Below are 24,970 nucleotides of genomic sequence, written 5' to 3'. Positions count from 1 at the left end.
CGATCTCGCGGGTCAGGGGAGGTCCTCCCGCAGCACGACGACGTCGGTCGGGGCGAGGCGAAGACGCTCGCCGCGCTCGACGCGACGGCCCGTGAGGAGGTCGGTGCCCGACGCGTGTGCCGTGACCTCGACCGTCTCCTGGGCGTGGTTGAGCAGGAACGCGGTGCGCTCGCCGTCGCGCTCGCGCACGGCGAGCTCGAGGTCGGGGACGTCGGCGTACGGCCCGACGAGGCCGTGGCGGTCGAGCACGCGACGCACGACCCACGCGACACCTGTGTCGTCGAGCGCCGTCGCGACGTACCAGGCCTCGCCGGGGACGCCGTCGGTCCCCCCGACCCGGTGGCGCGTCACGGCAGGCGTCCCGGCGTAGAACTCGGCCCCGTACGTCCCGACCACCTCGGCCCCCTGCGGCACCAGGATCTCGAACACGAGCTCGCCGCCCACGACGAGCGGGGCCTCGGCGCTCCCCGGCGTCCCGGCGGCGCCCGCGACGTCGTCGAGGTCGGGGTCGTGCAGCGCCACCGGGTTGACGACACCCGGCTCGGCGGAGTCCGTCTCCTCGACACGGATCCCGAACAGCGGGCCGAGCGGACCGGGCGCGTCCATGAGGAACGCGTTGTCGTCCTCGTCGACGCGGCCTGCCCAGAACGACGACAGCACGGTCCCGCCGCGGGCGGCCACACCCTCCAGTCGCGTGGCGACGTCGCCCTTGAGGAGGTGCAGCATCGGGGCGACGACGACGTCGTAGCGAGACAGGTCGGCGGTCACGGGCACGACGTCCACGTCGGCGTTCGCCTGCCACAGCGCGCGGTAGTACGCGAGCACCGTGTCGACGTAGCGCGCGTGCCGGTTGAAGCCGTCCGTCATCTCGGCCGCCCACCAGGAGTCCCAGTCGAACAGCAGCGCGACGCGCGCCGGGGTCCGCGCGCCGAGGACGGCGTCGCCGAGACCGCGCAGCTCGCCGCCGAGCGCGGCGATCTCGCGGAAGCTGCGCGTGTCGCGACGGCCCGCGTGGTCCAGCACGGCGCCGTGGTACTTCTCGCACGCGCCCTTCGACTGCCGCATCTGGAAGTACAGGACGGCGTCGGCCCCGTGCGCGACGGCCTGCCACGACCACAGGCGCAGGACGCCCGGGCGCTTGACCGGGTTCACGTCCCGGGAGGCGGTGATGGTCGGCGTCTGCTCCATGACCCAGAACGGCGCGCCGTCCTTGAGCCCGCGCATGAGGTCGTGCGCGAGCGCCATGCGCGCGTGCTCGCGCTGCCCGGGCGGGTAGTTGTCCCACGACGCGAAGTCGAGGTCGTCGGCCCAGCGGTGGTAGTCGAGGGGCCGGAACATGCCCATGAAGTTCGTCGTGACGGGCGTCGCCGCGTCGTGCTCGCGGATGCGCGCCTTCTCGTCGCGGAAGTTCTGGCGCATCGCGTCGGTCATGAAGCGGCGGTAGTCGAGCGTGATGCCCTGGAACGCGGTGTGGTCGGGTCCGCGCCAGTGCTCGGTGAGCTTGTTCGGGGGGACGACCTGGTCCCAGTCGGAGAACAGGTGCGACCAGAACGTCGCGTTCCACGCCTCGTTGAGGCGCTCGATCGTGCCGTACCGCTCGCGCAGCCACCCCCGGAAGGCGACGGCGCAGCGCTCGCACCAGCAGCCGCCGTCGTACCCGCCGTACTCGTTGCCCACGTGCCACGCGACGAGCCCGGGCGTGCCGGCGTAGCGCTCGGCGATGCGCCCCGCGAGCTCGGCGGACAGGCGGCGGTAGACGGGCGAGCTGGGGCACGCGTTGTGCCGCTGCCCGTACGCGTGCGCGCGGCCCTCGAAGTCGGTCCGGTTCACCTCGGGATACGCGTGCGCGAGCCACGGCGGCAGCGCCCCGGTCGACGTCGCGAGCACGATCCGGCGCCCGCCCTCGACCGCGCGCGCCACGATCTCGTCGAGGCGCGAGAAGTCGTACGTGTCCTCGGCGGGCTGGAGGTACGACCACCCGAAGACGGCGAGGGTCACCGTGTCGATCGACGCCTCGTCGAACGCGGCGTAGTCGTCCTCCCACACGGCGCGCGGCCACTGCTCGGGGTTGTAGTCGCCCCCGTAGAGGATCTTCTCGGTCGCGGGCAGACGGGCGGGGGTCATGACGGGGACGGCTCCTCGGGTGGGCGGGCTTGGGGTGAGTCGGTCGTGAAGCGGGCGCGGACGTCGTCGAGCATCCGCCGGTCGTTGCGGTACCAGCACCACACCCACACCCCGCCGACGAGCGCGAGGACGCCGTCCGTGGCGAACCACGCGACGCCGGCCGCGGCGACGAGCAGCGAGACGACGCCGAGGCTCACGAGCGGCATCCGGCCGAGGTAGTGGGCGGCGAGGCGCGCGACGTCGCGCGTGCGGAAGGAGTAGAAGGTCGCGATCGCGACCGCGTGCAGGCCCCACACGAGCGCGAGGGCGGCGATCACGACGAGCACGGCCGCGTACGTCGGGCCGACGCCGGCGGCCGAGGCGTTCGCGAGCACGACCCCGACGACCGCGAGCACCCCGAGCGCGGGTGCCCACACGCGCAGCGCGTCGAGCGCCCCGCGGCGGTAGCCGCGCACGAACGTACGGGCGGGCGCGACCTCATCGTCGGACTCGCGCGCCCGGACGGCGTACAGCGCCGCCGAGAGCGCGGGCCCGAGCGGGAGGCCCGCGAGCGCCGCGAGCGGCACGTTGGACGCCGCGCGGTCGAGCAGCAGGAGCAGGACGAGCGTCGGCAGCGCCGCGAGCGCGAGCAGGGCCGTGACGACGACGTACCAGTAGACGAGCGCGGTCGCGCGCCCGAGCGTCCCCTGGCCGAGCGCGCCCGGCAGCGGCGACCCCGTGCTCCTCGCCGTGCCCGACGGCGGCGTGGGCCGACTCACGTCGCTCACCGTGCGCTCTCCCCGCCGAGGACCCGGCCGCCGTCCCGGCCGAGGATCCGGTCGTCGTCGAGCCACGCGGGGGTCTCGTCGCGGACGGGGTCGATCTCGACGAGCGTGACCTCGTGCCGCGCGAGCGTGAGGGTGAGGTCGACGCGGCCGTCCGCGACGGGGAGCGACGTGGTCGAGCGGGCGGGTTCCGCGGCCTCGTGGAGGAGGTCGAGCTGGCGCGCGGTCGGCGACGCGGGGCGGCCGAGGTGCTGCCACGCGGTGAACGCGTTGCCGTCGGTCTCGTTGACGACGCTGCGGTGCACCGACGCACGCTGCGGCGCGCCCCCGCGACCCGGTACCCCGACCGGGACGGACAGCCGCAGCGCGTGCCGCTCGGGCTCCGTCGGGTCGTCGGTCCCGCCGACGGGCTGCCACGCGAGCACGGTGACCCGGCCCGTCGCGTCGCGCGTCACGAGGTGGTCGGCGCCGCGCGCGAGCACGTCGGGACCCATGCGCGCCATGAACGTGTACAGGTGGTAGGTGGGCTTGCGCACCTGGCGGTGGGCGAGCATGCCGAACCCGCCGTGGAAGATCGCGGTGGGGATGTTCTCCTCCTCGAAGACGTCGCAGAACGTCCAGTAGGAGAACGAGTCCACCACGTCCCCGCCGGCAGCGAGCACGGGCGCGAGCGACGCGGCGTTGTACGCGGTGTCGTGCACCGGGTTGTCGGGGCGGTAGCTCGTGTTGAACTCGGTGACGTGCGCGGGCAGACCGTCCAGCCGGGTCCCGGCGAGGAGCTCACGGGGGCGTGCGAACTGGTCGAGCAGGTCGGTCGGGTGGCGCAGGGTCTGGTACACGCCGAACGGGACGTGCTGCGCGGGGCCGGTCGTGTACGCGTGGAAGGACACGAAGTCGCACGGCAGGTCGCGCGCGGCGACAGCGTCGGCGAACGGCGCCCACCAGTCGTCGGCGCCGGGCGAGATCGCCGGGCCTCCCACCTGGAGGTCGGCGTCGACGTCCTTCACGGCGTGCGCGGTCGCCTCGTAGAGCCGGAGGTACGCCTCCTGGTCGGCGCCCTCCCAGAAGTTCACGAGGTTGGGCTCGTTCCACACCTCGACGGGCCACGTCCGGACCTCGTCGATCCCGTAGCGATCGACCAGGTGGCGCAGCACCGCGGTCACGAGGGCCGCCCACTCGCGGTGGTCGCGCGGCGGCGTGACGTTGCCCTTCCACCAGAACACCGTCTGGTCGCCGGACGCGAGGCCGGACGGCATGAAGCCGAGCTCGAGGAACGGCTTGACCCCGAGCGCGAGGTAGGCGTCGACCACCTGGTCGACGTAGGTGAACGCGTACCGGGTGCCCTGGTGCCCCGCGACGTCGTACGGGCGGTGGACCCCGACGTCGTCGGACAGCAGGCCGTGGCCTCGGATGTACCGGAAGCCGATCTCGGCCTGCGCGAGGGCGAGCGACTCCTGGTAGTCCTGGCGCAGCGCGAGGTTGAAGCGGCCCGTGCCCACGCACGTGCGCCACGCGTCGGACAGGACGGCGACGGGCTCGGACGGGACGACGGTGGGTGTCACGGGTCATGCTCCAGCGGGGAGGGGTGGTGCGGTGGGTGCTGCGGGCGGCGACCGCCGTCGCCCGGTGGGGCGACCGGGCGACGGCGGGGCCGGGGTGGCGGGCGCCGGAGGCACCCGCCGGAGGGCATCAGCCCGCGGAGCGGGCGAGCGCCCCGTTGTAGGTGTCGATGAGCTGCGTGCCACCGAGACCGTCGATCTCGGACACGTAGGCGTCCCACTCGCTCAGCGGGCGCTGCCCGGTCACGAACGCCGCGGTGGCGGCCATCACGGCGTCCTTGACCTGCGTGTCCAGGAGCGACGCCTGCTCGAGCTCGATCTCGTCGAGGCTCGCGGCCGGCTTGACCGGGAGCATCTCCTTGCGCTCGAGGACGGCGTCCGTCCACGCCTTCGTCTCGTCGGTCATGACGGACTGGAGCAGCTCCTTCGAGGAGCCGTTGGCGAGCAGGAAGACGCCGTTGCTGTAGCCGAAGTCGGCGTTGAGCTTCTTCGGCGCGTCGGGGTTGAGCGCGTTCCAGCCGATGTCGGCCGGGAGCGTGCGGGTGCCGCCCTCGTTGGTGTAGGTCTCGCCCTCGACGCCCCACTGGGCGAACTCGATGCCCTCGTCGGAGTAGTACAGCCAGTCGACGAACTGGAGCAGGGCCTTGAAGTACGGCTTCTCGGCCGCCTCGCTCGAGATCATCAGACCGGAGGACAGGCGGCTGCCCGCGAGCTTGCCGCCGAACGGACCGTCGGGCAGCACGATCATGCGCAGCGTGACGTCCTTGCCCGCCTCGGCCAGCTTGCTGCGGTAGTTCGTGATCTCCTGCGTGTTGCCGGAGATCGCGGCGGCCTCGCCGTTGACGAACTTCTGGATCGCCTGGTCGTCGTTCTGCGTGATCTCGGGGTCGAGCAGGCCGTCGGAGGTCAGGCCGGCGACGTACGTGATCATGTCCTTGTACGCGTCGGTCGTGCCGGTGAGCTGGAACTCGCCGGACTCCTCGTCGAACCACGTGTTGGAGTAGCCCCAGCCGCCCTCGGTGCCGTAGTTCGGGGCGATGTACTGGAGCATCGCCCCGAGCGGCTGCGTGTCGGTCCAGCGGTCGGTCATCGCGTACGACAGCTCGGGGTTCGCCGCCTTGACGGTCGCGAGCTGCTCCGCGAACTCGTCCCAGGTCTCCGGCTCCTCGGTGATGCCGGCCTTCTGGAACAGGTCGTCGTTGACGACGACCGAGTACTGCACGTCCGGGATCTCCCGCAGGCCCGGGAGGATGTAGTACTTGCCGTCTGCCTGGCGCTTGGAGTCGAGCTCCTCGCCGAGGCCCCACTGCTCCACCTTGTCGGCGAAGTTCGGCATGTACTCGAGGTAGTCCGAGACGGGCAGGATCGCCCCGCCCGAGACGAACTGGACCTCCTGGCCGGGGTAGGTCACCGGGATGAGGTCGGAGGCGTCGCCGGCGCCGATGAGCAGCGCCTTCTTGTTGTCCCAGTCGGCCAGCGGGACGTCGGTCCGCGTGAAGGTGACGTTCTGGTTCGCCTCGAGGTTCTGGAAGATCGACCAGTCCTCCTTCACCGGGTAGTTCGGGTGGTCGCGGTACATCAGCGAGAAGTCGACCGGCTCCGTGGCCTGGAAGGTCGTGCCGACCTCGAAGTCCTCCATCGCGCCGACGGAGTGCTCGGCGTCGATCGTGACCGCGCCACCGCCCTCCTCGGGCTCGGGCGTGTCGCCGCCCCCGCCGCTGCACGCGGTCAGGACCAGGGCCAGGGTGGTCGCGGTCGCCACGGTGGCGACCGGGATCCGGATCGTTCTCATCTCTCTCCTCGGGTTCGAGCTTCGTCGCTCTGACGTCGCTGAGGTGCGGGTGGTGCTGTGTGGTGTGCGGGTGGTGCGGTGCGCTGATGGCGCGCGGCGGCTCAGCCCTTGACGGAGCCGAGCATCACGCCGGAGACGAAGTACTTCTGCACGAACGGGTACAGGCAGACGATGGGCAGCACGGTGAGCAGCATCGTCACGGACTGGATGTTCGAGCCGATCTGGACCGCCTCCTGCGAGCCCGGGCCGGTCGCGGCGGCGATGAGGTTGCGCAGGTAGACCGTGACGGGGAAGAGCTCCTTCTTGTCGAGGTACAGGAACGCGCCGAACCACGAGTTCCAGATGCCCACCGCGTAGAAGAGCGTCATGGTCGCGATGACCGCCTTGGACAGCGGCAGCACGATGCGGCCGAAGATCCCGTACGTCGACAGGCCGTCGATCGCGGCCGCCTCCTCGAGCTCGGTCGGGAAGTTCTCGAAGAACGACTTCATGACGAGCAGGTTGAAGACGGAGATGGCGCCCGGGAGCACGACGGCCCACATGGTGTTGCGCATGCCGAGCACGTCCGCGACGAGGATGTAGTTGGGGATCAGGCCGCCGCCGAAGAACATGGTGAAGACCGCGATGCCGATGAACGCGTTGCGCCCCTTGAGGTGGCGGCGGCTGATCGCGTAGGCGTACGTCGTGGTGAGCGCCATGGCGATGAGCGTGCCGACGACCGTGTAGACGACCGTGTTCTTGTAGTTCGTCCAGAACATGGCGTCGGAGAGCACGTACTGGAGCGTCTGGACGTTGAACCCGCGCGGCACGAGGTTGACGTTGCCCGCCGCGATCTGGCCCTCCGACGAGAACGCCTTCGCGACGAGGTTGACGAACGGGTAGAGCGTCACGACGCACACGACCGCGAGGATTAGGCCATTGACCACGCGGAACGCGCGGTAGCCGCCCGTGTCCTTGATCGTGCCGCCCTCGCGGCGGACGGCGGTGAGGTCCGGCGTCGCGGACAGGGGGTCGGTCACCACAGCGAGGCTCCAGTCAGGCGGCGCGAGACGGCGTTCGCGGAGAGGACGAGCACGAGCCCGATGAGGGCCTCGAACAGCCCGATCGCGGTCCCGTAGGAGAACTGCGCGGACTGGATGCCGACGCGGTACAGGTACGTCGAGATGACGTCGCCCGTGGAGTAGACCAGGGGGTTCTGGAGCAGCAGGACCTTCTCGAACCCGACCGCCATGAAGGAGCCGATGTTGAGGATGAGGAGCACCATCATCGTGGGGCGGATGCCCGGCAGGGTGATGTGCCACGTCTGCTGCCACCGGTTCGCGCCGTCGATGCGCGACGCCTCGTAGAGCTGGTCGTCGATCGTCGTCAGGGCTGCGAGGTAGAGGATCGTGCCCCACCCCACCGTCTGCCAGACCTCGGACGACACGTAGATGGTGCGGAACCACTCCGGCTGCTGCATGAACGCGACCGGGTCTCCCCCGAACGCCTCGACGATCTGGTTGACCGTCCCGTTGACCGACGTGAGCTGCAGCACGAGGCCCGCGACGATGACGATCGACATGAAGTGCGGGAGGTAGGAGACCGTCTGCACGATCTTCTTGAACCGGCGCGACCGCAGCTCGTTGAGCAGGAGCGCGAAGACGATCGGCAGCGGGAAGCAGATCAGCAGCGTGAGGAGCCCGAGGATGACGGTGTTCCAGAACACCTGCCAGAACTGTGCGTTCTGGATGAACATCTCGAAGTAGCGGAAGCCGACCCACTCGTCGCCGAACACGCTCCCCCCGGGGCGGAACCGGCGGAACGCGATGACGTTCCCCAGCATCGGGAGGTAGCGGAAGACCAGCAGGAACAGCACGGGCACCACGAGGAACGTGTACAGCCGCCAGTCCTTGCGCAGCGCGACGCGCCACGGGACGCTGCCGGCCCTGCGGCGCCGGGCGGCCCGGCGCGCGCGGCCGCCGCCGTCGCCCGCGGGCTCGCCGGGCCGCGCGTGCTCGGCCGCTGCGACGGCGCTCGCGACGGTGGTGGCCTCGCCGACGTCGACGGGGCCCTGGTCCAGGGTCATCCCACGCTCACCTCCTCGTGATCGTTCTCGCGGTGCGTGCCCGGCACGGCCGGGACGCTCTCGGGTCCGGAGACCCGCACGTCGGTGACGAGGCGGCGCGTGTGGTCGACCTCGCGCTCGGGCCCCACGAGGCGCAGCGGGAGCGTCGCGACGACGTCGGCGCTGGACCGCGAGACGCGCAGCTCGACGTCGCCCGGCTCCACGACCCGGCGCCCGTGCGCCCCGGTGAAGGACGTGACGTCGGCCGGCACGACGAACGACACGGTCGCCGCCTGGCCGGGGTCGAGCGCGACGCGCGCGTACCCGACGAGGCGCACGACGGGCCGCGTCACCTGGGCGACGGCGTCGTGCAGGTAGAGCTGCACGACGTCGGCGCCCGGGACGCTCCCGGTGTTGCGCACGGTGACCTCGACCCGGGCGTCGCCGTCGGACGGCCAGGGGGCGGGTCCGCCCGCCGCGGCACCGACGACCTGCGCGTCCTCCCACGCGAAGGTCGCGTAGGACAGGCCGTGGCCGAACGGGAAGGCGGGCGTCGGGTCGACGCTGGAGACGCCGGAGCGCAGGCCGAGCGGCGCGGACAGGTAGGTCGCGGGCTGGCCACCAGGGTCGCGCGGGACGCTCACGGGCAGGCGGCCCGACGGCGACACCTCGCCCGCGAGCACCTCGGCCACCGCCCGACCGCCGAGCTGGCCGGGGAAGAACGCCTGCACGACCGCCGCGGGCGGCGTCGGCTCGTCGAGGAGCGCGCCCAGCGCGTAGGGCCGGCCGGTCAGGAGCAGCAGGACGACGGGCGTACCGGTGGCGAGCACCGCGCGCACGAGGTGCTCCTGGACGCCGGGCAGCCGCAGGTCGGCGGCGTCGCAGCCCTCGCCGGAGGTCCCGCGCCCGAACAGCCCGGCCCGGTCGCCCACAGCCACGACGCACACGTCCGCGCCCCGCGCCGCGGCGACGGCCGCCGCGAACCCGCTCGTGTCCGACCCGGTCACGTCGCAGCCGCGCGCGTGCTCGACGTCGAAGCGCGACCCGAGCTCGGCGAGGACCGTCGGGATGTCGATCCCGGTCTCGACCTCGGGGTGCTGGGCGCCGACGTGCGCGGGGAAGGAGTAGCAGCCGAGCATCGCCATCGGGTCGTCCGCGAGGGGGCCGACGACGGCGACGCGCGCCCCGGACGCGAGCGGCAGCGCGCCGCCGTCGTCCGCGAGCAGCACGACCGCCTCGCGCGCGAGGCGCAGCGCGAGGTCGCGCCCCGCCGCGTCGTCGAGATCGAGGCCGGCGCCGCCGTCGGGCACGGGCTCCCAGCCGGGGTCGAGGAGCCCGAGCTCGACCTTCTGCCGGAGCACGCGGTGCAGCGCCTCGTCGACGAGGGACTCCTCGACGTCGCCGCGGCGCACGGCCTCGGCGAGCGCCGGGCCGAACGCGTCGACGGTGGGAAGCTCGACGTCGACGCCGGCGCGCAGCGCGAGGCGTGCGGCGTCCGTGCCGTCGGCGGCGACCTTGTGCAGCGTCTCGAGGAAGCGGACCCCGAAGTAGTCGGCGACGACCGTGCCGTCGAAGCCCCACGTCTCGCGGAGCAGGCCCGTGAGGAGGCTCCGGTCGGCGGCCGACGGCATCCCGTCGACGTCCGTGTAGGCGTGCATGACGGAGCGGGGCCGGCCGTGGCGCACGGCGGTCTCGAACGGCGGCAGGATGACGTCTGCGTACTCGCGCGGACCCATCGCGACGGGGGCGAGGTTGCGGCCCGCCCGGGACGCCGAGTAGCCGGCGAAGTGCTTGAGCGTCGCGACGACCCCGGACGACTCGAGCCCGCGCACGTAGGCGGCGCCGACCGTCCCGACGAGGTACGGGTCCTCGCCGATGGTCTCCTCGGTGCGGCCCCAGCGGTGGTCGCGCGTCACGTCGAGCACGGGCGCGAGCCCCTGGTGCACGCCCGCGGCCCGCATGCTCGCGCCGATGCGCGCGGCCATCGCCTCGACGAGCTCGGGGTCGAAGCTCGCGCCCCACGACAGCGGGACCGGGTAGGCGGTCGCGCGCCAGGCGGCGAACCCGGCGAGGCACTCCTCGTGCACCTGGGCGGGGATGCCGAACCGGCTGGCGGCGACGAGGTCGCGCTGCGACCGCTCCAGGGAACGCGCCCCGGCCTCCGGCGTGACGGGCACGGTGCCGTAGGGGCGCGTGAGCTGACCGAGCCCGTGCTCGATGACGGACTCCCACGTGGGGACGCGGCCCGTCATGTCGGCCTGGTGCGGCGCGACGCCCCCGCCGGAGGCGTCCGCGCCGACCCACACGCCGACGAGCTGGGCGAGCTTCTCCTCGAGCGTCATCGCGGCGGCGAGCGCCCGGGCGCGCTCGGCGGCGCTCCGCCGCACGTCGCGCCACGGCTCCGTGGTCGTGGCCTCGTGCCGCTCGGCGGCGGCCGGGGTCGTCTGCGTCGTCAATCGTGGTCCTCGGGTCGGTCACGTCGTCGTGCCTCGCCCGGTGACCCGGGCGTCCACGGCATCGTGGCTTCGAAAGTATCGGTATCGGTTCCGATACCCGTTGGTCCGGGACGCTAGACCGGCGACGGACGCGTCGTCAAGCGAGACCCCGGTCACAGTTCGGTGACGACGGCCCCACGGCGGCCTCGACGCCACGGCGCCCGGGATACCAGCGACGATCACCCGTCCCACCTCCGGACGAGCGCCGCGCACAAGTGCTACGGTTCGAGTCGAAAGTTGCGACCAGCACGAGGAGCGCCATGCCAGCGCAGGACCGGGGAGCCGCCACGGGCGGCCCCGCGACCATCGCGTCCATCGCCGCGGAGGCCGGGGTGTCCGTGCCGACGGTGTCCAAGGTGCTCAACGGCCGGCCCGACGTCGCGGCCGCCACCCGCGCGCGCGTCGAGGCCGCGCTCGAACGGCACCAGTACCGGCGTCGTCGGTCGGCACCCGCGACGCCGACCCCCCTCCTCGACCTCGTGTTCCACCAGCTCGACTCCGCGTGGTCCATCGAGATCATCCGGGGCGTCGAGGAGGCGGCGGCCGCCGCCAAGGTGGGCGTGGTCCTCTCCGAGCTCGGCGGCGAGCACCGGCCGCCCCAGGACTGGCTCGACGGCGTCCTCGCGCGCCGCCCGCTCGGCGTCCTCCTCGTCCTGTCGAGCCTCGACCAGGCCCAGCGGCACCAGCTCGAGACCCGGTCCATCCCGTTCGTCGTGGTCGACACGGAGGGCGAGCAGCCCGCGGGCGTCCCGACCGTGGGGTCGAACAACTGGAGCGGCGGCCTCTCGGCGACGCGGCACCTCCTGGGCCTCGGCCATCGCCGCGTCGCGATCATCTCGGGCCCGTCGGACGTGCTGTGCAGCCGTGCCCGCATCGACGGCTACCGCAGCGCGCACGACGAGGCGGGGATCGCCGTCGACCCCGGGCTCGTGCGCTACGGCGACTTCTACGTGGACGGCGGGTACGAGCACGGCAAGGCGCTGCTCTCGCTCCCCGACCGCCCGACGGCGATCTTCGCCGGGTCGGACATGCAGGCGCTCGGCGTCCTGCGCGCCGCGCGCGAGCTCGGCCTGCGGATCCCCGAGGACCTGTCGGTCGTCGGCTACGACGACCTCCCGCTCGCGGGCTGGATCGGCCCCGAGCTGACGACCGTGCACCAGCCGCTGCACGAGATGGCGGGCACGGCGACGCGCATGCTGCTCGACCTCGCGAGGGGCGGCCGGCCCATGAACCAGCGCCTCGACCTCGCGACCGAGCTCGTCGTGCGCGAGAGCACGGCACCGCCCTCGGCCTGACCCCGGCGCGCACGCGGAGAGCGGGCTCGGCTCAGAGACCCGTCTCCGCGTAGAAGCCCTCGATGTGGGCGCGGACCGCGCGCACCGCGCGCTCGCCGTCGCCCGCGGCCACGGCCTCCAGGACCGAGCGGTGCTCGGCGCGCAGGCGCGCCGCCGTCCGCTCCCACGAGGGCAGGGTCGCGCTCCCCGCGGCGACGTACGACTCGATCGCGCCGCGCAGCCCGGTCATGACCGCCTCGACGAGCGGGTTGCCCGCGAGCCGCACGAGCAGCACGTGGAACGACGCGTCGAGCTCGCGGAACCCGTCGGCCGCGAGCGCCGGGTCGTCCATGCGGTCGAGCAGCGCGCCCGCCGCGGCGAGCGCCTCGGCGACCTCTCGTGCGCCCGGCACCGGGTCGGGCCCCTGCTCGCGGGTGCCCCCGGCGTCGAGGACCCGCTCGGCCGCCGCGCGGACGGCCCACGTCTCGAGGAGCACGCGCGTCTCGACCACGTCGCGCACGGCGAGCGCCCCCGACGCGACGTGCAGCCGCACGGCCGCCCCGAGGCCCGCGGCGGGCCGGTCGACGACGGTCGCCCCGGCGTCGGGCCCGGACCCCACGGCCGTGCGCACGATGCCCAGGGCTTCCAGGACGCGGATCGCCTCGCGGACCGAGGGGCGTGAGACGCCCAGCTCCTCGGCGAGCGCGCGCTCGGCCGGGAGCCGCTCGCCCAGCGCCCAGCGGCCCGCGGCGAGGTCCGCCTCGATGCGGGCGAGGACGCGTTCGTGGGTGCGCACCCGCCCAGGGTAGGCGACCCCGCGGCGCTGTGGTCAGACCTCATTCGGTCGCGTGGTCTACAGTGGGCGATCTGTGGTCAGACCACAGCCGCGGCGCCTCACCGCGGAGGTCTCGGCAGGCGGCACGGACGCGGCCCGGCGAGACTGGACCGACTCGCCCTCCCCCGGAGCAACGATGCGTATAGCCCTCACCGCGACCTGCATCGGCGACGTGATGTTCCCGCAGGCACCGCGCGCCACCGCCCTCCTCCTCGAGCGCCTCGGGCACGAGGTGTTCTTCCCCGAGCGCCAGACGTGCTGCGGCCAGATGCACGTCAACACCGGCTACCTCGACGAGGCCGTCCCCGTCGTGCGCAACCACGTCGAGGCCTTCTCCCCCGTGCTCGACGGCGAGTGGGACGCCGTCGTCGTCCCGTCCGGGTCGTGCACCGGGTCCGTGCGGCACCAGCAGGGCATGGTGTGCCGACGCGCCGGGCTCGACGAGCTCGCACGCACCGCCGACGCGGTCGCCGCGAAGACGTACGAGCTCTCCGAGCTGCTCGTCGACGTGCTGGGCCTGACCGACGTCGGCGCCTACTTCCCCCACCGCGTCACCTACCACCCGACGTGCCACTCGCTGCGCATGCTCCACGTGGGCGACAAGCCGCTGCGCCTCCTGCGCGCGGTCGAGGGCATCGACCTCGTCGAGCTGCCCGCGGCGGAGGCGTGCTGCGGGTTCGGCGGCACGTTCGCGCTGAAGAACGCCGAGACGTCGACCGCGATGCTCGCCGACAAGATGACGCATGTGAAGTCCACCGGCGCCGAGGTCCTCACCGCGGGCGACGCGTCGTGCCTCATGCACATCGGCGGCGGGCTCTCCCGCATCCGCGCGGGCGTCCGCACGCTGCACCTCGCGGAGATCCTCGCGTCCACCAAGGACGCGCCCACCCCCGCCGGGGCCGGCCCGTCGACGCGCGGGGGTGCCCGGTGAGCCGCACGTTCCTCGGCCTGCCCGTGCGTCGCGGCGCGCGCACCCTGCCCGACGACGTCGCCCGCCCGGGCGGGCACGGGACCTCGGCGGGCGCGCGGGCCGCGTCCGACGCGTTCGGCGACGTGCCGCACCCGAACGCGCCGCTGCGCTGGGGCGGGTCGTTCCCCGACGCCGCGCGCGAGGCGCTGCAGAACACCCAGCTCCGCCGCAACCTCGCGCACGCGACCTCGACCATCCGGGCCAAGCGCGCCGCCGTCGTCGGCGAGGTGCCGGACTGGGAGGCGCTGCGCGACGCGGGCTCCGCCATCAAGACCGACGTCATGGCGCGCCTGCCCGAGCTCCTCGAGGAGCTGGAGCGCAACGTCGTGGCGCGGGGCGGCGTCGTGCACTGGGCGCGCGACGCGGACGAGGCGAACCGGATCGTCGCGGACCTCGTCAGGGCCAAGGGGGTCGACGAGGTCGTCAAGGTGAAGTCCATGGCGACGCAGGAGATCGGGCTCAACGAGGCGCTCGCCGCGGAGGGGATCGCGGCGTACGAGACCGACCTCGCCGAGCTCATCGTCCAGCTCGCCGACGACATGCCGTCGCACATCCTCGTGCCCGCGATCCACCGCAACCGCGCCGAGATCCGCGAGATCTTCCTCGCCCGCATGGGCGACGCCCCGCCCGACCTGTCGGACGTCCCGCGCGAGCTCGCCATGGCCGCGCGCGCCCACCTGCGCCGCAAGTTCCTCTCGGCGAAGGTCGCGATCAGCGGCGCGAACTTCGGCGTCGCGGACACGGGGACGCTCACCGTCGTCGAGTCCGAGGGCAACGGGCGCATGTGCCTCACGCTCCCCGAGACGCTCATCACCGTCATGGGGATCGAGAAGGTCGTGCCCACGTACACCGACCTGGAGGTGTTCCTCCAGCTCCTGCCGCGGTCGTCCACGGGCGAGCGCATGAACCCGTACACGTCCCTGTGGACGGGCGTCACGCCTGACGACGGCCCGCAGGAGTTCCACCTCGTCCTGCTCGACAACGGGCGCACCGACGTCCTCGCCGACGAGGTCGGGCGGGCCGCGCTGCACTGCATCCGCTGCTCCGCGTGCCTCAACGTGTGCCCGGTGTACGAGCGGGTGGGCGGCCACGCGTACGGGTCGGTGTACCCCGGCCCGATCGGCGCGATCCTCACGCCGCAGCTCACCAAGTCCTCCGGCGGCCTGTCCGGCCACCACGACCCCAACGCCTCGCTCCCCTACGCATCCACGCTGTGCGGCGCGTGCTACGAGGTGTGCCCGGTGAAGATCGACATCCCGTCGATCCTCGTCGAGCTCCGGGCGCGCGAGGTCGACGCCGACCGCGGCCGCCCCACAGGCTGGGGCGCCGCGATGAAGGCGGCCTCGTTCGTCATGTCCGACGCGCGGCGGTTCGAGCTCGCGGAGAAGGCGGCGGGTCTGGGGCGCGTGGTCGCCGGCCCGAAGGGCCGGATCTCGACCCTCCCGCCGCCGGCGTCCGCGTGGACCCGCTCACGCGACCTCCCGGCCCCCGCGAAGCAGACCTTCCGCGACTGGTGGCGCGACCGCCCCACGGCCGCCCCACCCGCCGACCCCGGGATCCCTCCCCAGGATCGGGCTGCGGAGAGGAACAACCCAGGGCTCGCCGAACCCGGGATCACTCCTCAGGATGAGCCCTCGCTGGGGAACGATCCAGGGTTCGGCGACGGGGGTGAGGGCCGATGAGCGCGCGCGACGACGTCCTCGCCCGCGTGCGCGCCGCGCTCGGCGGGTCGACGGCGACCGGCTCGGCGGCGTCCGGCTCCGTCCCGCGGGCGTACCGCGAGCGCGGCGACCTCGCGCCGGGGTCGCCGGAGGCCGTGGACGTCCTCGTCGACCGGCTCGTCGACTACCGGGCGCACGTGCACGTGGCCGCGACGCCGGCCGAGGTGGCCACGATCATCGGCGACCTGCTCGCCGACGCGACGTCCGTCGTCGTGCCGCCAGGGCTCGACGACGCGTGGCTGGGCGCGCTGGGCGCCGCGACCGCCGTCGTGCCCGACGCACGCGACGACCCGCGCACGCCCGACGAGCTGGACCGGGTGGACGCCGTCGTCACGGCCGCACGCGTCGCGATCGCCGACACCGGCACGATCGTGCTCGACGGCGAGCCCGACCAGGGCCGCCGCGCGATCACGCTCGTCCCCGACCTGCACGTGTGCGTCGTGCGCACCGACCAGGTCGTGGGGACGGTCCCCGAGGCCGTGCGGCTGCTCGCCGCGCACCCGGAGCGACCGCAGACGTGGATCAGCGGCCCTAGCGCGACGAGCGACATCGAGCTCTCGCGCGTCGAGGGCGTCCACGGCCCGCGCACGCTCCACGTGATCCTGGCGCCGAGATAGAACCCGCGGTCGCCAGGTAGAAACCTGCACGTTCTACGCCGCGACCGCGCGTTCTACCTCGCGAGGAGTCCTGCCCGGCGGCGGTGGCGCACCTCGGCGAGGACGGTCGCCAGGCGGACCGGGAAGTCGTCCGGCGTGCCCGCCGGGAGCGCGTCGACCGGGAACCACGCGACGTCCTCGCTCTCGTCGCTGACGGCCGTCCGCGTGTCGGGGTCGGCGAACGCGACGAACCCGACGTCCCAGTGCGTCCGGCACGTGCCGAACGCGGCGGCGAGATCGTGGCGGTGCACGTCGACGGGCGCCGCGAGGACGACGTCCTGGTGCCCGTCGCCCGAGCCGTCGCCCAGGTCGACGGACGGTCCGGGGTCGGGGTCGAAGGGGACGAGGTCGTCGAGACCGCTCTCCTCGCGTGCCTCCCGGTACGCGGCACCCGCGAGCGTCGTGTCGCCGGGCTCGGTGTGGCCGCCCACCTGGACCCAGAACTGACCCTTGCGGTGGAAGCAGAGCAGGACGCGGTCGAGGTCCGGGCTGAGCACGAAGCAGCTCGCCGTGAGGTGCTGCGGGCCGCCGTCGCGACGCACGGCGTCGGCGCGCGGTCCGGAGTCGTCGTCGCCGCGGACGAACGCGCGGTACTCGGCCGCGAGCGCCGCCTGCCGCTCGTCGACCGGCTCCCAGCGGTCGAGGCGGGCGAGGGCGTCGCGGGCGAGCAGCGCGGCGGGGTCGAGGGCGGTCACCCGGGAAGGCTACGCGGGCCGCGCGACCGTCCTCGCGCGGCGCTGCGAGAATGGTGTCCCGTGAGCGACCCTCAGCACGACGACACTCCCGCCACGGACCCCGGCCTCTTCGACCTCCCGCCGGGCTCGCGCGAGGTGCCGACGCGCATCGTGCTCCTCACGGGCGCGTCCGGCTCCGGCAAGACGTCGCTCACGCGGCGCCTCGGCCTCCCGGTCGTCGCGCTCGACGACTTCTACCTCGATCACGACCACCCCGACCTGCCGCAACGGTTCGGCATCGTCGACTGGGACGACCCGCGCTCGTGGGACGCCACGGGCGCCGTCGCGGCGCTCGTCGACCTCGCGCGGACGGGGCACGCGGACGTGCCGGTCTACGACATCCCGACGTCGCGCCGCACCGGGACGACGCATCTCGACGTCACGGGCGCGCGGGTCGTGCTGGCCGAGGGGATCTTCGCGGCGGAGATCGTCGCGGCGTGCCGCGCGCAGGACGTGCTGGCCGACGCGATCTGCCTGCGCCGGCCGCGTCTCGTGACCTTCTGGTTCCGCCTGCTCCGCGACCTCGCGGAGATGCGCAAGCCTCCGCTCACGCTGTTCCGGCGCGGGTGGGGACTCCTGCGCGCCGAGCCCGCGCTCGTGCGCCACTGGGAGTCGCTCGGCTGCCGTGCGCTGACGCCCGCGCAGGCGGAGAAGGAGATCCGCGCCCTGCTCGTCCGCCCGTCGGCGTAGCCGTCAGGCCAGGGGGTCGGCGATCTCGACCGTCGCGACGGACGGCCCACCGCAGCCGGCGCCGAGGTCGCCGGTCGTCGGGAGGTATTCCGGATCCACCTCCTGCTCGACCACGACGTCACCCGACGCGAGCTCCACGACGCGCACGACGATCGGCCCGGCGGGGCCGTTCAGCGCGGAGCCCGTCCACTCTCCGCGCGACGGCTCGGTCGGCGTGTCCTCCGCCGTCGCCTCGGGCGAGGTCTCGACAGCCTCCGGCTGGTCCGGCTGGTTCGGCGGGACCGGGTGCACGGGGAGCGTCGTAGGGATCGGCTCTGGGTCGATCGAGATCGTCCCGTCGCGGACCAGCCCGCAGGGTTCGACGCCGACACAGCTCACCGCGACGCCGTAGGCGTCCCGGTCCGCCCAGGAGTCGTCGAGCCGGACCTCGAGGCGCGCCGAGTAGCCGACCGCGGGGCACGCGGTGACCAGGCCTCCCGGGCCGCCGCACGCGGGCAGCACCGCGACGAGCAGCGCTGCGGCGAGTCCGTGCCCACGCCGTCGTCCCCGCCGGTCGCTCGTCATCGCCGCCCCTCCGCCCGTCCGCCGGCCCTCGTCCAGCACCTGTCGCGAGCGGCCGGATCCTTGCACGGGAGCGGGAGCCCGTCCGGGTCCGGCGAGCGTGGGGGCCCCCACCGCGGGAAGCGCCAGGGCCATCCCTCACGGCTCGGCGGGGAGCGTCCCGACGACGATCGTCGCGCCGATCTCCTCGTCCCGGACGACGCGCGCCCGCAGACCGGCTCGTTCGAGGACGTCGACGGCGCCCGGCGCCTGCCGCTCGCCGGACTCCGTGAGCAGGTGGCCGCCCGGCGCGAGCCAGTCCGGCGCCTCGGCCGCGACGCGGCGCAGCACGTCCAGCCCGTCGTTCCCGCCGTCGAGCGCGACGTGCGCCTCGTGGTCGCGCGCCTCGCGCGGCAGGAGCGGGATCTCGCCCGTCGGGACGTACGGCACGTTGGCGAGCAGCAGGTCCACGCGCCCGCGGAGGACGTCGGGCAACGGGTCGAAGAGGTCGCCCTCGTGCGCGGTGCCGCCGACGGCCGCGACGTTCCGCCCGGCGCACGCGACGGCGGCCGGGTCGACGTCGCTCGCGTGCAGCGCCACCGCGTCCGCGCCGCCGAGGCCTGCCGCGGTGGCGAGCCCGAGCGCCCCCGCGCCGCAGCACAGGTCCACCACGACGACGGGCGACCTGCCGGGCTCACCCTCCGCTGCGCCGTCGGGCAGCCCGGTCGCCGCCCCACGCGCGACCGGCCGCCCGAGCGCGACCGCCTCGTCGACGAGGAGCGTGGTGCGCTGCCGCGGCACGAACACCCCAGGGTCGACGGCGACGCGGAGCCCGTGGAAGTCGACGTACCCGAGCACGTGCTCGAGCGGTTCGCCCGCGACGCGGCGCGCGGCGAGCTCTTCGAGGTGCGCGTCGTCGTCGGCCCGCTCGGCGAGGTGCGCGGCCTCGTCCTCCGCGAAGACGCACCCGGCGGCGCGCAGGCGGGCGGTGAGGTCGTCGAGCCGGTTCTGGTCCACCTCCCGGACGCTACTCCGGGAGGCGCCGCCTCCGCGCCGAGGTCGCCCTACCGCCACGAGATCGACCCGTGCGTCGCGAGATCGGCCTCCTGAGGGCCGATCTCAGACGCACGGGTCGATCTGGGACGTTCAGTCGCGCAGGAGCGGGAGGAGCCGGGTGCCCTGGCGCTCGATCTCGCGCAGGTACGGGGTGTCGGAGAGGACGAAGTGCGTGACGCCGAGGTCCTGGTAGCGCCGCAGTGACTTCGCGACGTCCTGCGCCGAGCCGACGAGCCACGTCGTGCCCGCGCCCCCGCCACCGAACCGGCCGGGCGTCGTCCACAGGTTGTCGTCGAGCACCTCGCCGCGCGCCGCGAGGTCGAGCAGCCGCTGCTGCCCGACGGCGGTGCGCCGCCCTCGGTCGCGCGCGGACCACGCCTCGGCCTCCTGGGACCGCGCAGCCAGCTCCGCGACCTTCGCCTCGGCGTCGGCCCACGCCTCCTCGGTGGTGTCGCGCACGAACGTGGTGATCCGCAGCCCGAACTCGAGCGGGGCGTGCTCGCGCCCCAGCTCGGCGCTCAGCCGCTTCAGCCGGTCGATGCGCTCGGCGATCCCGTCGAGCGGCTCGCCCCAGAAGAGCTGCACGTCGGCCTCGGTCGCGGCGACGCGCTCCGCCGCCTTGGAGGCACCGCCGAAGTAGATCCGCGGGTGCTGCCGGTCCCCGCGTACGACCGGGCGCGGCCCGAGCGACGAGCGCGTCACCGAGAAGTGGTCGCCCGCGTACGTGACCTCCTCCTCCGTCCACAGGCGGCGCACGATCTGGAGGAACTCCCGCGTGCGCGCGTACCGGTGCGCGGGGTCCGTCTCCCCGTCGCCGTACGCCTCCTGCCCGTCGGTCCCGGACACGATGTTGACGCGCAGCCGGCCGCCGCTGAGGTGGTCCAGCGTCGCGGCGGCGGACGCGAAGTGCGCGGGCCGCCAGAACCCGGGCCGGATCGCGACGAGCGGCTCGAACGTCGTGGTGCGGGCCGCGAGCGCCGTCGCGACCGTGAACGTGTCGGGACGCCCCCAGCTCGTCCCGAGCAGCGCGCCCGCGAACCCGTGGCGCTCCAGGGCGTGCGCGTGGCTCGTCAGGGTGTCCAGGCTGTTGTGGCCTGCCACCGCGTCGTCCCCGCGGTGGCCCGGACGGACCTGGTTCGGGATGTACCAGAGGTGCTCGGCGCTCATGCGAGGGCCTCCTCGAGGACGCGCGCGCCGCCGTCGGACGTCGTGCCCACGCCGGCCGCGTAGCGGTTGACCGGCCGCTCGAGCCCGTAGTGCTCGCGCAGCGTGCGGCCCTCGTACTCCTCGCGGAACAGGCCGCGCTCCCGCAGCACGGGCAGCACGTGCTCGACGAACTGCTCGAGCCCCGACGGCAGCACCGCGGGCATGATGTTGAACCCGTCGGCGGCCTCGGCGTCGTACCAGTCCTGGATCGCGTCGGCGACCTGCTCGGGGGTGCCCGCGAACGTGCGGTGCCCGCGCCCGCCGCCGAGCCGCCCGATGAGCTGGCGCACAGTGAGCCGCTCGCGCCGCGCGAGCTCGACGATGAGCGTGTAGCGGCTCTTGGCGCCCTCGATCTCGTCCTCGGTGGGCAGGTCGTCGGGCAGCTCGCGGTCGAGCGGCAGGTCCTCGGGCGCGAGGCGCAGCGTCTTCGCGAGCTGGGCGCGCGCGTACTCGGGGACGATGAGCTCGTCGAGCTCGCGCTCCCGGGCCAGCGCCTCCGCCTCGGTCGACCCGATGACGGGGACGATCCCCGGCAGGATCTTCACCGTGCCCGGGTCCCGGCCGGCGGCGACCGCCCGGGCCTTGAGGTCGCGGTAGAACGCTCGGGCGTCGTCGAGCGTCTGGTGCGCCGTGAACACGGCCTCCGCGTAGCGCGCGGCAAGGCCCTTGCCGTCCTCGGACGACCCGGCCTGCACGATGAGCGGCCGTGCCTGCGGCGAGCGCGGCGTCGTGAGCGCGCCGTGCACGGAGAAGTGCGTCCCCGCGTGCGCCGGGGCGTGGATCTTCGACGCGTCCGCCCACACGCCCGCGTCCTTGTCCGCGAGCACCGCGTCGTCCTCCCACGAGTCCCACAGCTGGAACGCGACGTCGAGGAACTCCGCCGCGCGCTCGTAGCGCACCGCGTGCGCGGGCTGGTCGTCGAGGCCGAAGTTGCGCGCGATGTCCGGCCCCGCCGTGGTCACGACGTTCCACCCGGCCCGGCCGCCGGAGACGTGGTCGATCGACGCGAACCGCCGCGCGAGGTTGTAGGGCGAGTTGTACGTCGTCGACGCCGTCGCGATGAGGCCGATGCGCTCGGTCACGGTCGCGATCGCCGTGAGGACGATGAGCGGGTCGAGCGACCCGGCCGGACGGCGCCCGACGTCGGACCGCAGCCCCGGCCCGTCGGCGAAGAAGATCGAGTCGAGCTTCCCGGACTCCGCGATCTGCGCGAGGCGCTGCAGGTGCGCGATGTTCGTCGACGTCCACGACGAGTCGCTCTCGGGCAGCCGCCACGACGCCTCGTGGTGGCCCGTGCTCATGAGGAACGCGTTGAGGTGCAGGCGACCGGGGCGGTGGCCCGTGGGGTCGTAGCGCGTCATGCGGCGGTGTCCTTCCTGTCGTCCCGGACCACGCCGAGCGCGTCGAGCAGCTCGGTGCGCAGCCGGGAGAAGCGGGGGTCGGCGGGGTCGCGCGCCTCACCGGGGCGGTAGCTCTGGTCGATGCGGCGCTCGGCCGCGATGCGTCCCTCGTCGAGGACGACGACGCGGTCCGCGAGGACGATCGCCTCGTCCACGTCGTGCGTCACGAGCAGGACGCCGGGGCGGTGCCGCGCGCACAGGTCGCGCAGCAGCGCGTGCATGCGGATGCGGGTCAGGGCGTCGAGCGCGCCGAACGGCTCGTCGGCGAGCAGGAGCCGCGGCGAGCGCACGAGCGAACGGGCGAGCGACACGCGCTGCTGCTCGCCGCCCGAGAGCTCGTTGGGCCACGCGCGCTCGCGCCCGGCGAGCCCCACCTCGGCGAGGCTCGCGCGGCCGGCGTCGCGCGCCGCGCTCCGGCCGCGCGCCCCGGCGTCGAGACCGAGCACCACGTTGTCCAGCACGCGCGCCCACGGCAGGAGCCGCGAGTCCTGGAAGACGACGGACACCTGGTCCGGGACGACGACCTCGCCCGAGCCGGCCACGCCGTGGTCGAGCGCGGCGAGCGCGCGCAGGAGCGTGCTCTTGCCCGAGCCCGAGCGGCCCAGGATGGCGACGAACTCGCCGTCGTCCACGGTGAGGTCGAGGTCGTCGAGGATCCGCTTCTCCCCGTACGACCGCACGAGCGAGCGGACCCGCACGGCCGCGCCGACCGCCGTCGGGCGGTCCTCCTGGACGGTCAGTCCTCCAGCGTGCGCCGCCACGACAGCACCCTCCTCTGCAGGAGACGCACGGCGAGGTCCGCGGAGTAGCCCAGCACGCCGTAGACCACGAGGCCGACGAGGATGGTCTCCGTCTGCCCGTACGTCCGCGCGAGCTCCATCATGTAGCCGATGCCGGCCGTCGCGTTCACCTGCTCGACGACGACGAGCGCGAGCATCGACCCCGTCACCGCGAACCGCAGGCCCAGGAAGAACCCGGGCAGCGCGCCGGGCAGGATCACGCGGCGCACGAACTGCCAGCGCGAGAGCTGCACCGTCTCGGCGAGCTCGACGTACCGGCTGTCGATGGCCCGCAACCCGTTGTGCGTGTGCAGGTAGATCGGGATGAACACCCCGAGCGCGATCGTGATGACCTTCATCTCCTCGCCGATCCCGAACCACAGGATGAGCAGCGGCAGGAGCGCGAGGTTGGGGATCGCGCGCTTGACCTGGATCGGGCCGTCGAGCACGGCGTCGCCGACCCGGCTCAGCCCGGCGGCGAGCGCGAGCACGACGCCCGCGACGATGCCGAACGCGAGCCCGAGCGCCGCACGCGTGAGGGACACCCCGAGGTGCGCGCCGAGCTTGCCGTTCGCGACGAGCTCCGCGCCCGTCGTGACGACGGTCCACGGCGCGGAGAGCACGCGCGGGTCGATGAGCCCCGTCGCGGACCCGACCGACCAGACGCCCGCGAGGAGCGTCACGCCGACGAGCGCGGCGAGCGGGATCGGTCGTCCCAGCCCCAGGCGCGTGCCGCGGGGGCGCACGTCCGTGGCAGTCGCGGGTGCGTCGTCGAGCCTCGGGACCGCGAGGTCCACCCGGTCGACGACCGCCGCGCTCACTGCGTGCCCCCGTCGCGCGCCGCGGCCGCGGCCTCGCCCGCGACCGGGCCGAAGCGCTCGTCGAACAGGTCGGTGGCGTCGAACGGCTCCTGGTCGAGCTCGGTCGCGAGCAGGTCGATCGTCGCCTGGGTGCGCTCGATGCCCTCGGTGAGGTCGGACGGGATGTCCGGGACCGGCGCGTGGTCGATGAGGTACTGCGCGTCCTCCTCGCTCAGGCCCTGGTCCTCGACGTAGTACCCCTGCTTCCACTCCTCGGGGTGCTCGTCGATCCAGATCTTCGCCGCCGCCCACGCGGCGACGTACTCGCGCAGCGCCGCGGCCTTGGCCGGGTCCTCGACGACCTCCGTCGGGCCGTAGAGGTGCGAGGCGTCGTCGCGCAGGTGGTGCTTGACCGAGGTCGCGCCGTCGGCCTCGTACGTGGCCAGGTAGCGGAAGAGCTGCGTCCCGCCCAGCGGGGCGATGTCGACCTCGCCCGCGGCGAGCGCCGTCGAGTAGACGTCGCCCGTGCTCGGCAGCTCGACCAGCTCGACGTCGTCCTGCGTGAGGCCCGCCTCCTGGAGCGCCTTGAGCACGATCGCGCCCTGCGCCTGGCCCGGGCTGAACGCGATGCGGTGGCCGCGGAAGTCCTCGAGCGAGTCGAGCTCGACGCCCGGAGCGCCCGCGAACTCGTAGATCGGCGCGTCCTCCCAGTTCTCGCGGTAGATCGACGCGTAGATCTGCACGTCCAGGCCCGTCCACGTCGCGTGGATCGGCGGGATCTCGGCCACCGCGCCCACATCGAGCGAACCGGCACGGAACGCCTCGGTCGTCGCCGGCCCGCCGGAGATGTTGGCCCACTCGACCTCGAACGAGAAGTCGCTGTCGAGGTCGTCGCCGGCCAGCTCGAACGCCTTCTGCGTCGTCGGGTCGCCGATCCGCAGGACCGTGCCCTCGGGCACGTCGGTGGGCAGGTCGGCGTCGGCCGCGAGGGCCGCGCCGTCGGCCGGGTCCGTGCCGCCGGAGGCCTGCGCGGCGCCGCACGCGCCCGTCGCGAGCAGCGCGACGAGGCCGAGCGCGACGGCGGTCGCGCTGCGACGACCCGACGGACGGCCCGACGAACGGCCGGGCGGTGCGGAGGAACGGACGAGCGGGTGTGCGGGCATGGCGAGTCCTCTCGGGGAGAGCGCACGGGGGCATGCGGAAGCCGCGCGCGGGAGGTGAGGTGGTGAACGGGCCCGACGGCGGCCGGGGCGGCCGTCGGTCAGTGCGTCGACGTGCTCAGCGGCACGGGGTCGGACGACACGCGGCGCGACGACACGCCCGCGAGTCGGTCGCGCGACGACATGCGAGGCCGGGCACGTGCCCGGCGTCGGCGGCGGGGACGGCGACAAGGCCCCCCGGTGTCGTCTGCATGCGGCGACTTTGCCAGCACGCGCACCACCCGGAAAGGAGCATCGCGCCCCGTCCCACGAGGAGGACGAACGTAACGCCGTGCAACGGCGCCGGCTCCTCGACGGCGAGGTAGAACCAC

General features: G+C 73.9%; 21 protein-coding genes. 5 read left to right on the top strand and 16 right to left on the bottom strand.

Annotated elements, in window-relative coordinates:
• Nucleotides 1-12 precede the first annotated feature (12 nt).
• The 7 genes from ACN9MS_RS04245 to ACN9MS_RS04215 all read right to left on the bottom strand — a co-directional run bounded on the left by ACN9MS_RS04245 (nucleotide 13) and on the right by ACN9MS_RS04215 (nucleotide 10,739).
• The gene (locus tag ACN9MS_RS04245) at nucleotides 13-2,124 is read right to left on the bottom strand and encodes a beta-galactosidase (protein ID WP_426310867.1); all 2,112 of its coding nucleotides are present in this window, start codon (nucleotides 2,122-2,124) and stop codon (nucleotides 13-15) included.
• A complete protein-coding gene (locus ACN9MS_RS04240; protein ID WP_426310866.1) occupies nucleotides 2,121-2,891 on the bottom strand; it encodes a DUF624 domain-containing protein in 771 nt (256 codons plus the stop codon). The genes ACN9MS_RS04245 and ACN9MS_RS04240 overlap by 4 nt, the downstream gene beginning before the upstream one ends.
• Entirely contained in the window at nucleotides 2,888-4,450 is a 1,563-nt protein-coding gene (locus ACN9MS_RS04235; RefSeq protein ID WP_426310865.1) for a GH39 family glycosyl hydrolase, read from the bottom strand. The genes ACN9MS_RS04240 and ACN9MS_RS04235 overlap by 4 nt, the downstream gene beginning before the upstream one ends.
• Before the next feature lie 127 nt (nucleotides 4,451-4,577).
• Nucleotides 4,578-6,239 (bottom strand): extracellular solute-binding protein, encoded by a 1,662-nt coding sequence (locus ACN9MS_RS04230; RefSeq protein WP_426310864.1) that lies wholly within the window; start codon nucleotides 6,237-6,239, stop codon nucleotides 4,578-4,580.
• Between the two features lie 101 nt (nucleotides 6,240-6,340).
• Nucleotides 6,341-7,261 carry a carbohydrate ABC transporter permease gene (locus tag ACN9MS_RS04225; RefSeq protein WP_426310863.1) on the bottom strand — a complete coding sequence of 307 codons (921 nt, stop codon included), beginning with the start codon at nucleotides 7,259-7,261 and terminating at the stop codon, nucleotides 6,341-6,343.
• Complete coding sequence (locus ACN9MS_RS04220) at nucleotides 7,255-8,304, bottom strand: ABC transporter permease (RefSeq protein WP_426310862.1); 1,050 nt, start codon at nucleotides 8,302-8,304, stop codon at nucleotides 7,255-7,257. Before ACN9MS_RS04220 ends, ACN9MS_RS04225 begins: the two co-directional genes overlap by 7 nt.
• On the bottom strand, nucleotides 8,301-10,739 hold the full coding sequence (locus ACN9MS_RS04215; protein WP_426310861.1) for a glycoside hydrolase family 3 N-terminal domain-containing protein: 2,439 nt from the start codon (nucleotides 10,737-10,739) through the stop codon (nucleotides 8,301-8,303). Before ACN9MS_RS04215 ends, ACN9MS_RS04220 begins: the two co-directional genes overlap by 4 nt.
• Nucleotides 10,740-11,038: 299 nt before the next feature.
• Here ACN9MS_RS04215 and ACN9MS_RS04210 point away from each other — a divergent pair, with 299 nt between their 5' ends.
• Nucleotides 11,039-12,073, top strand: coding sequence for a LacI family DNA-binding transcriptional regulator (locus ACN9MS_RS04210; protein ID WP_426310860.1), 1,035 nt, complete (start codon nucleotides 11,039-11,041; stop codon nucleotides 12,071-12,073).
• A gap of 31 nt (nucleotides 12,074-12,104) precedes the next feature.
• Here the strand turns inward: ACN9MS_RS04210 and ACN9MS_RS04205 are convergent, their stop codons facing one another.
• Nucleotides 12,105-12,848 (bottom strand): FadR/GntR family transcriptional regulator, encoded by a 744-nt coding sequence (locus tag ACN9MS_RS04205; protein WP_426310859.1) that lies wholly within the window; start codon nucleotides 12,846-12,848, stop codon nucleotides 12,105-12,107.
• A 175-nt stretch (nucleotides 12,849-13,023) separates the two neighbouring features.
• On the opposite strand from ACN9MS_RS04205, the gene ACN9MS_RS04200 reads away from it, so the two are divergent.
• From ACN9MS_RS04200 to ACN9MS_RS04190, 3 genes are all read left to right on the top strand, one after another.
• On the top strand, nucleotides 13,024-13,818 hold the full coding sequence (locus ACN9MS_RS04200; RefSeq protein ID WP_426310858.1) for a (Fe-S)-binding protein: 795 nt from the start codon (nucleotides 13,024-13,026) through the stop codon (nucleotides 13,816-13,818).
• A gap of 122 nt (nucleotides 13,819-13,940) precedes the next feature.
• Nucleotides 13,941-15,539: a LutB/LldF family L-lactate oxidation iron-sulfur protein gene (locus ACN9MS_RS04195; RefSeq protein ID WP_426311821.1), complete on the top strand. Its 1,599-nt coding sequence runs from the start codon at nucleotides 13,941-13,943 to the stop codon at nucleotides 15,537-15,539.
• Nucleotides 15,536-16,195 carry a LutC/YkgG family protein gene (locus ACN9MS_RS04190; protein ID WP_426310857.1) on the top strand — a complete coding sequence of 220 codons (660 nt, stop codon included), beginning with the start codon at nucleotides 15,536-15,538 and terminating at the stop codon, nucleotides 16,193-16,195. The genes ACN9MS_RS04195 and ACN9MS_RS04190 overlap by 4 nt, the downstream gene beginning before the upstream one ends.
• A 53-nt stretch (nucleotides 16,196-16,248) precedes the next feature.
• On the opposite strand, the gene ACN9MS_RS04185 is transcribed toward ACN9MS_RS04190, so the two are convergent.
• The gene (locus ACN9MS_RS04185; protein ID WP_426310856.1) at nucleotides 16,249-16,929 is read right to left on the bottom strand and encodes an NUDIX hydrolase; all 681 of its coding nucleotides are present in this window, start codon (nucleotides 16,927-16,929) and stop codon (nucleotides 16,249-16,251) included.
• 60 nt (nucleotides 16,930-16,989) lie between these two features.
• On the opposite strand from ACN9MS_RS04185, the gene ACN9MS_RS04180 reads away from it, so the two are divergent.
• A complete protein-coding gene (locus tag ACN9MS_RS04180) occupies nucleotides 16,990-17,658 on the top strand; it encodes an ATP-binding protein (RefSeq protein WP_426310855.1) in 669 nt (222 codons plus the stop codon).
• A 3-nt stretch (nucleotides 17,659-17,661) separates the two neighbouring features.
• On the opposite strand, the gene ACN9MS_RS04175 is transcribed toward ACN9MS_RS04180, so the two are convergent.
• From ACN9MS_RS04175 to ACN9MS_RS04145, 7 genes are all read right to left on the bottom strand, one after another.
• Complete coding sequence (locus ACN9MS_RS04175) at nucleotides 17,662-18,222, bottom strand: hypothetical protein (RefSeq protein WP_426310854.1); 561 nt, start codon at nucleotides 18,220-18,222, stop codon at nucleotides 17,662-17,664.
• A 135-nt stretch (nucleotides 18,223-18,357) separates the two neighbouring features.
• The gene (locus ACN9MS_RS04170) at nucleotides 18,358-19,215 is read right to left on the bottom strand and encodes a putative protein N(5)-glutamine methyltransferase (protein ID WP_426310853.1); all 858 of its coding nucleotides are present in this window, start codon (nucleotides 19,213-19,215) and stop codon (nucleotides 18,358-18,360) included.
• 129 nt (nucleotides 19,216-19,344) lie between these two features.
• Nucleotides 19,345-20,421: an LLM class flavin-dependent oxidoreductase gene (locus tag ACN9MS_RS04165; RefSeq protein ID WP_426310852.1), complete on the bottom strand. Its 1,077-nt coding sequence runs from the start codon at nucleotides 20,419-20,421 to the stop codon at nucleotides 19,345-19,347.
• A complete protein-coding gene (locus ACN9MS_RS04160; protein ID WP_426310851.1) occupies nucleotides 20,418-21,821 on the bottom strand; it encodes an LLM class flavin-dependent oxidoreductase in 1,404 nt (467 codons plus the stop codon). Before ACN9MS_RS04160 ends, ACN9MS_RS04165 begins: the two co-directional genes overlap by 4 nt.
• Complete coding sequence (locus ACN9MS_RS04155; protein ID WP_426310850.1) at nucleotides 21,818-22,621, bottom strand: ABC transporter ATP-binding protein; 804 nt, start codon at nucleotides 22,619-22,621, stop codon at nucleotides 21,818-21,820. The genes ACN9MS_RS04160 and ACN9MS_RS04155 overlap by 4 nt, the downstream gene beginning before the upstream one ends.
• Complete coding sequence (locus ACN9MS_RS04150) at nucleotides 22,597-23,460, bottom strand: ABC transporter permease (protein ID WP_426310849.1); 864 nt, start codon at nucleotides 23,458-23,460, stop codon at nucleotides 22,597-22,599. The genes ACN9MS_RS04155 and ACN9MS_RS04150 overlap by 25 nt, the downstream gene beginning before the upstream one ends.
• On the bottom strand, nucleotides 23,457-24,602 hold the full coding sequence (locus ACN9MS_RS04145; RefSeq protein WP_426310848.1) for an ABC transporter substrate-binding protein: 1,146 nt from the start codon (nucleotides 24,600-24,602) through the stop codon (nucleotides 23,457-23,459). The genes ACN9MS_RS04150 and ACN9MS_RS04145 overlap by 4 nt, the downstream gene beginning before the upstream one ends.
• Between the last annotated feature and the right edge of the window lie 368 nt (nucleotides 24,603-24,970).

It is taken from the genome of Cellulosimicrobium sp. E-16 (assembly GCF_049913115.1).
Classification (GTDB): Bacteria; Actinomycetota; Actinomycetes; order Actinomycetales; family Cellulomonadaceae; genus Cellulosimicrobium.
This window is presented reverse-complemented; position numbering and strand designations above follow the sequence as displayed.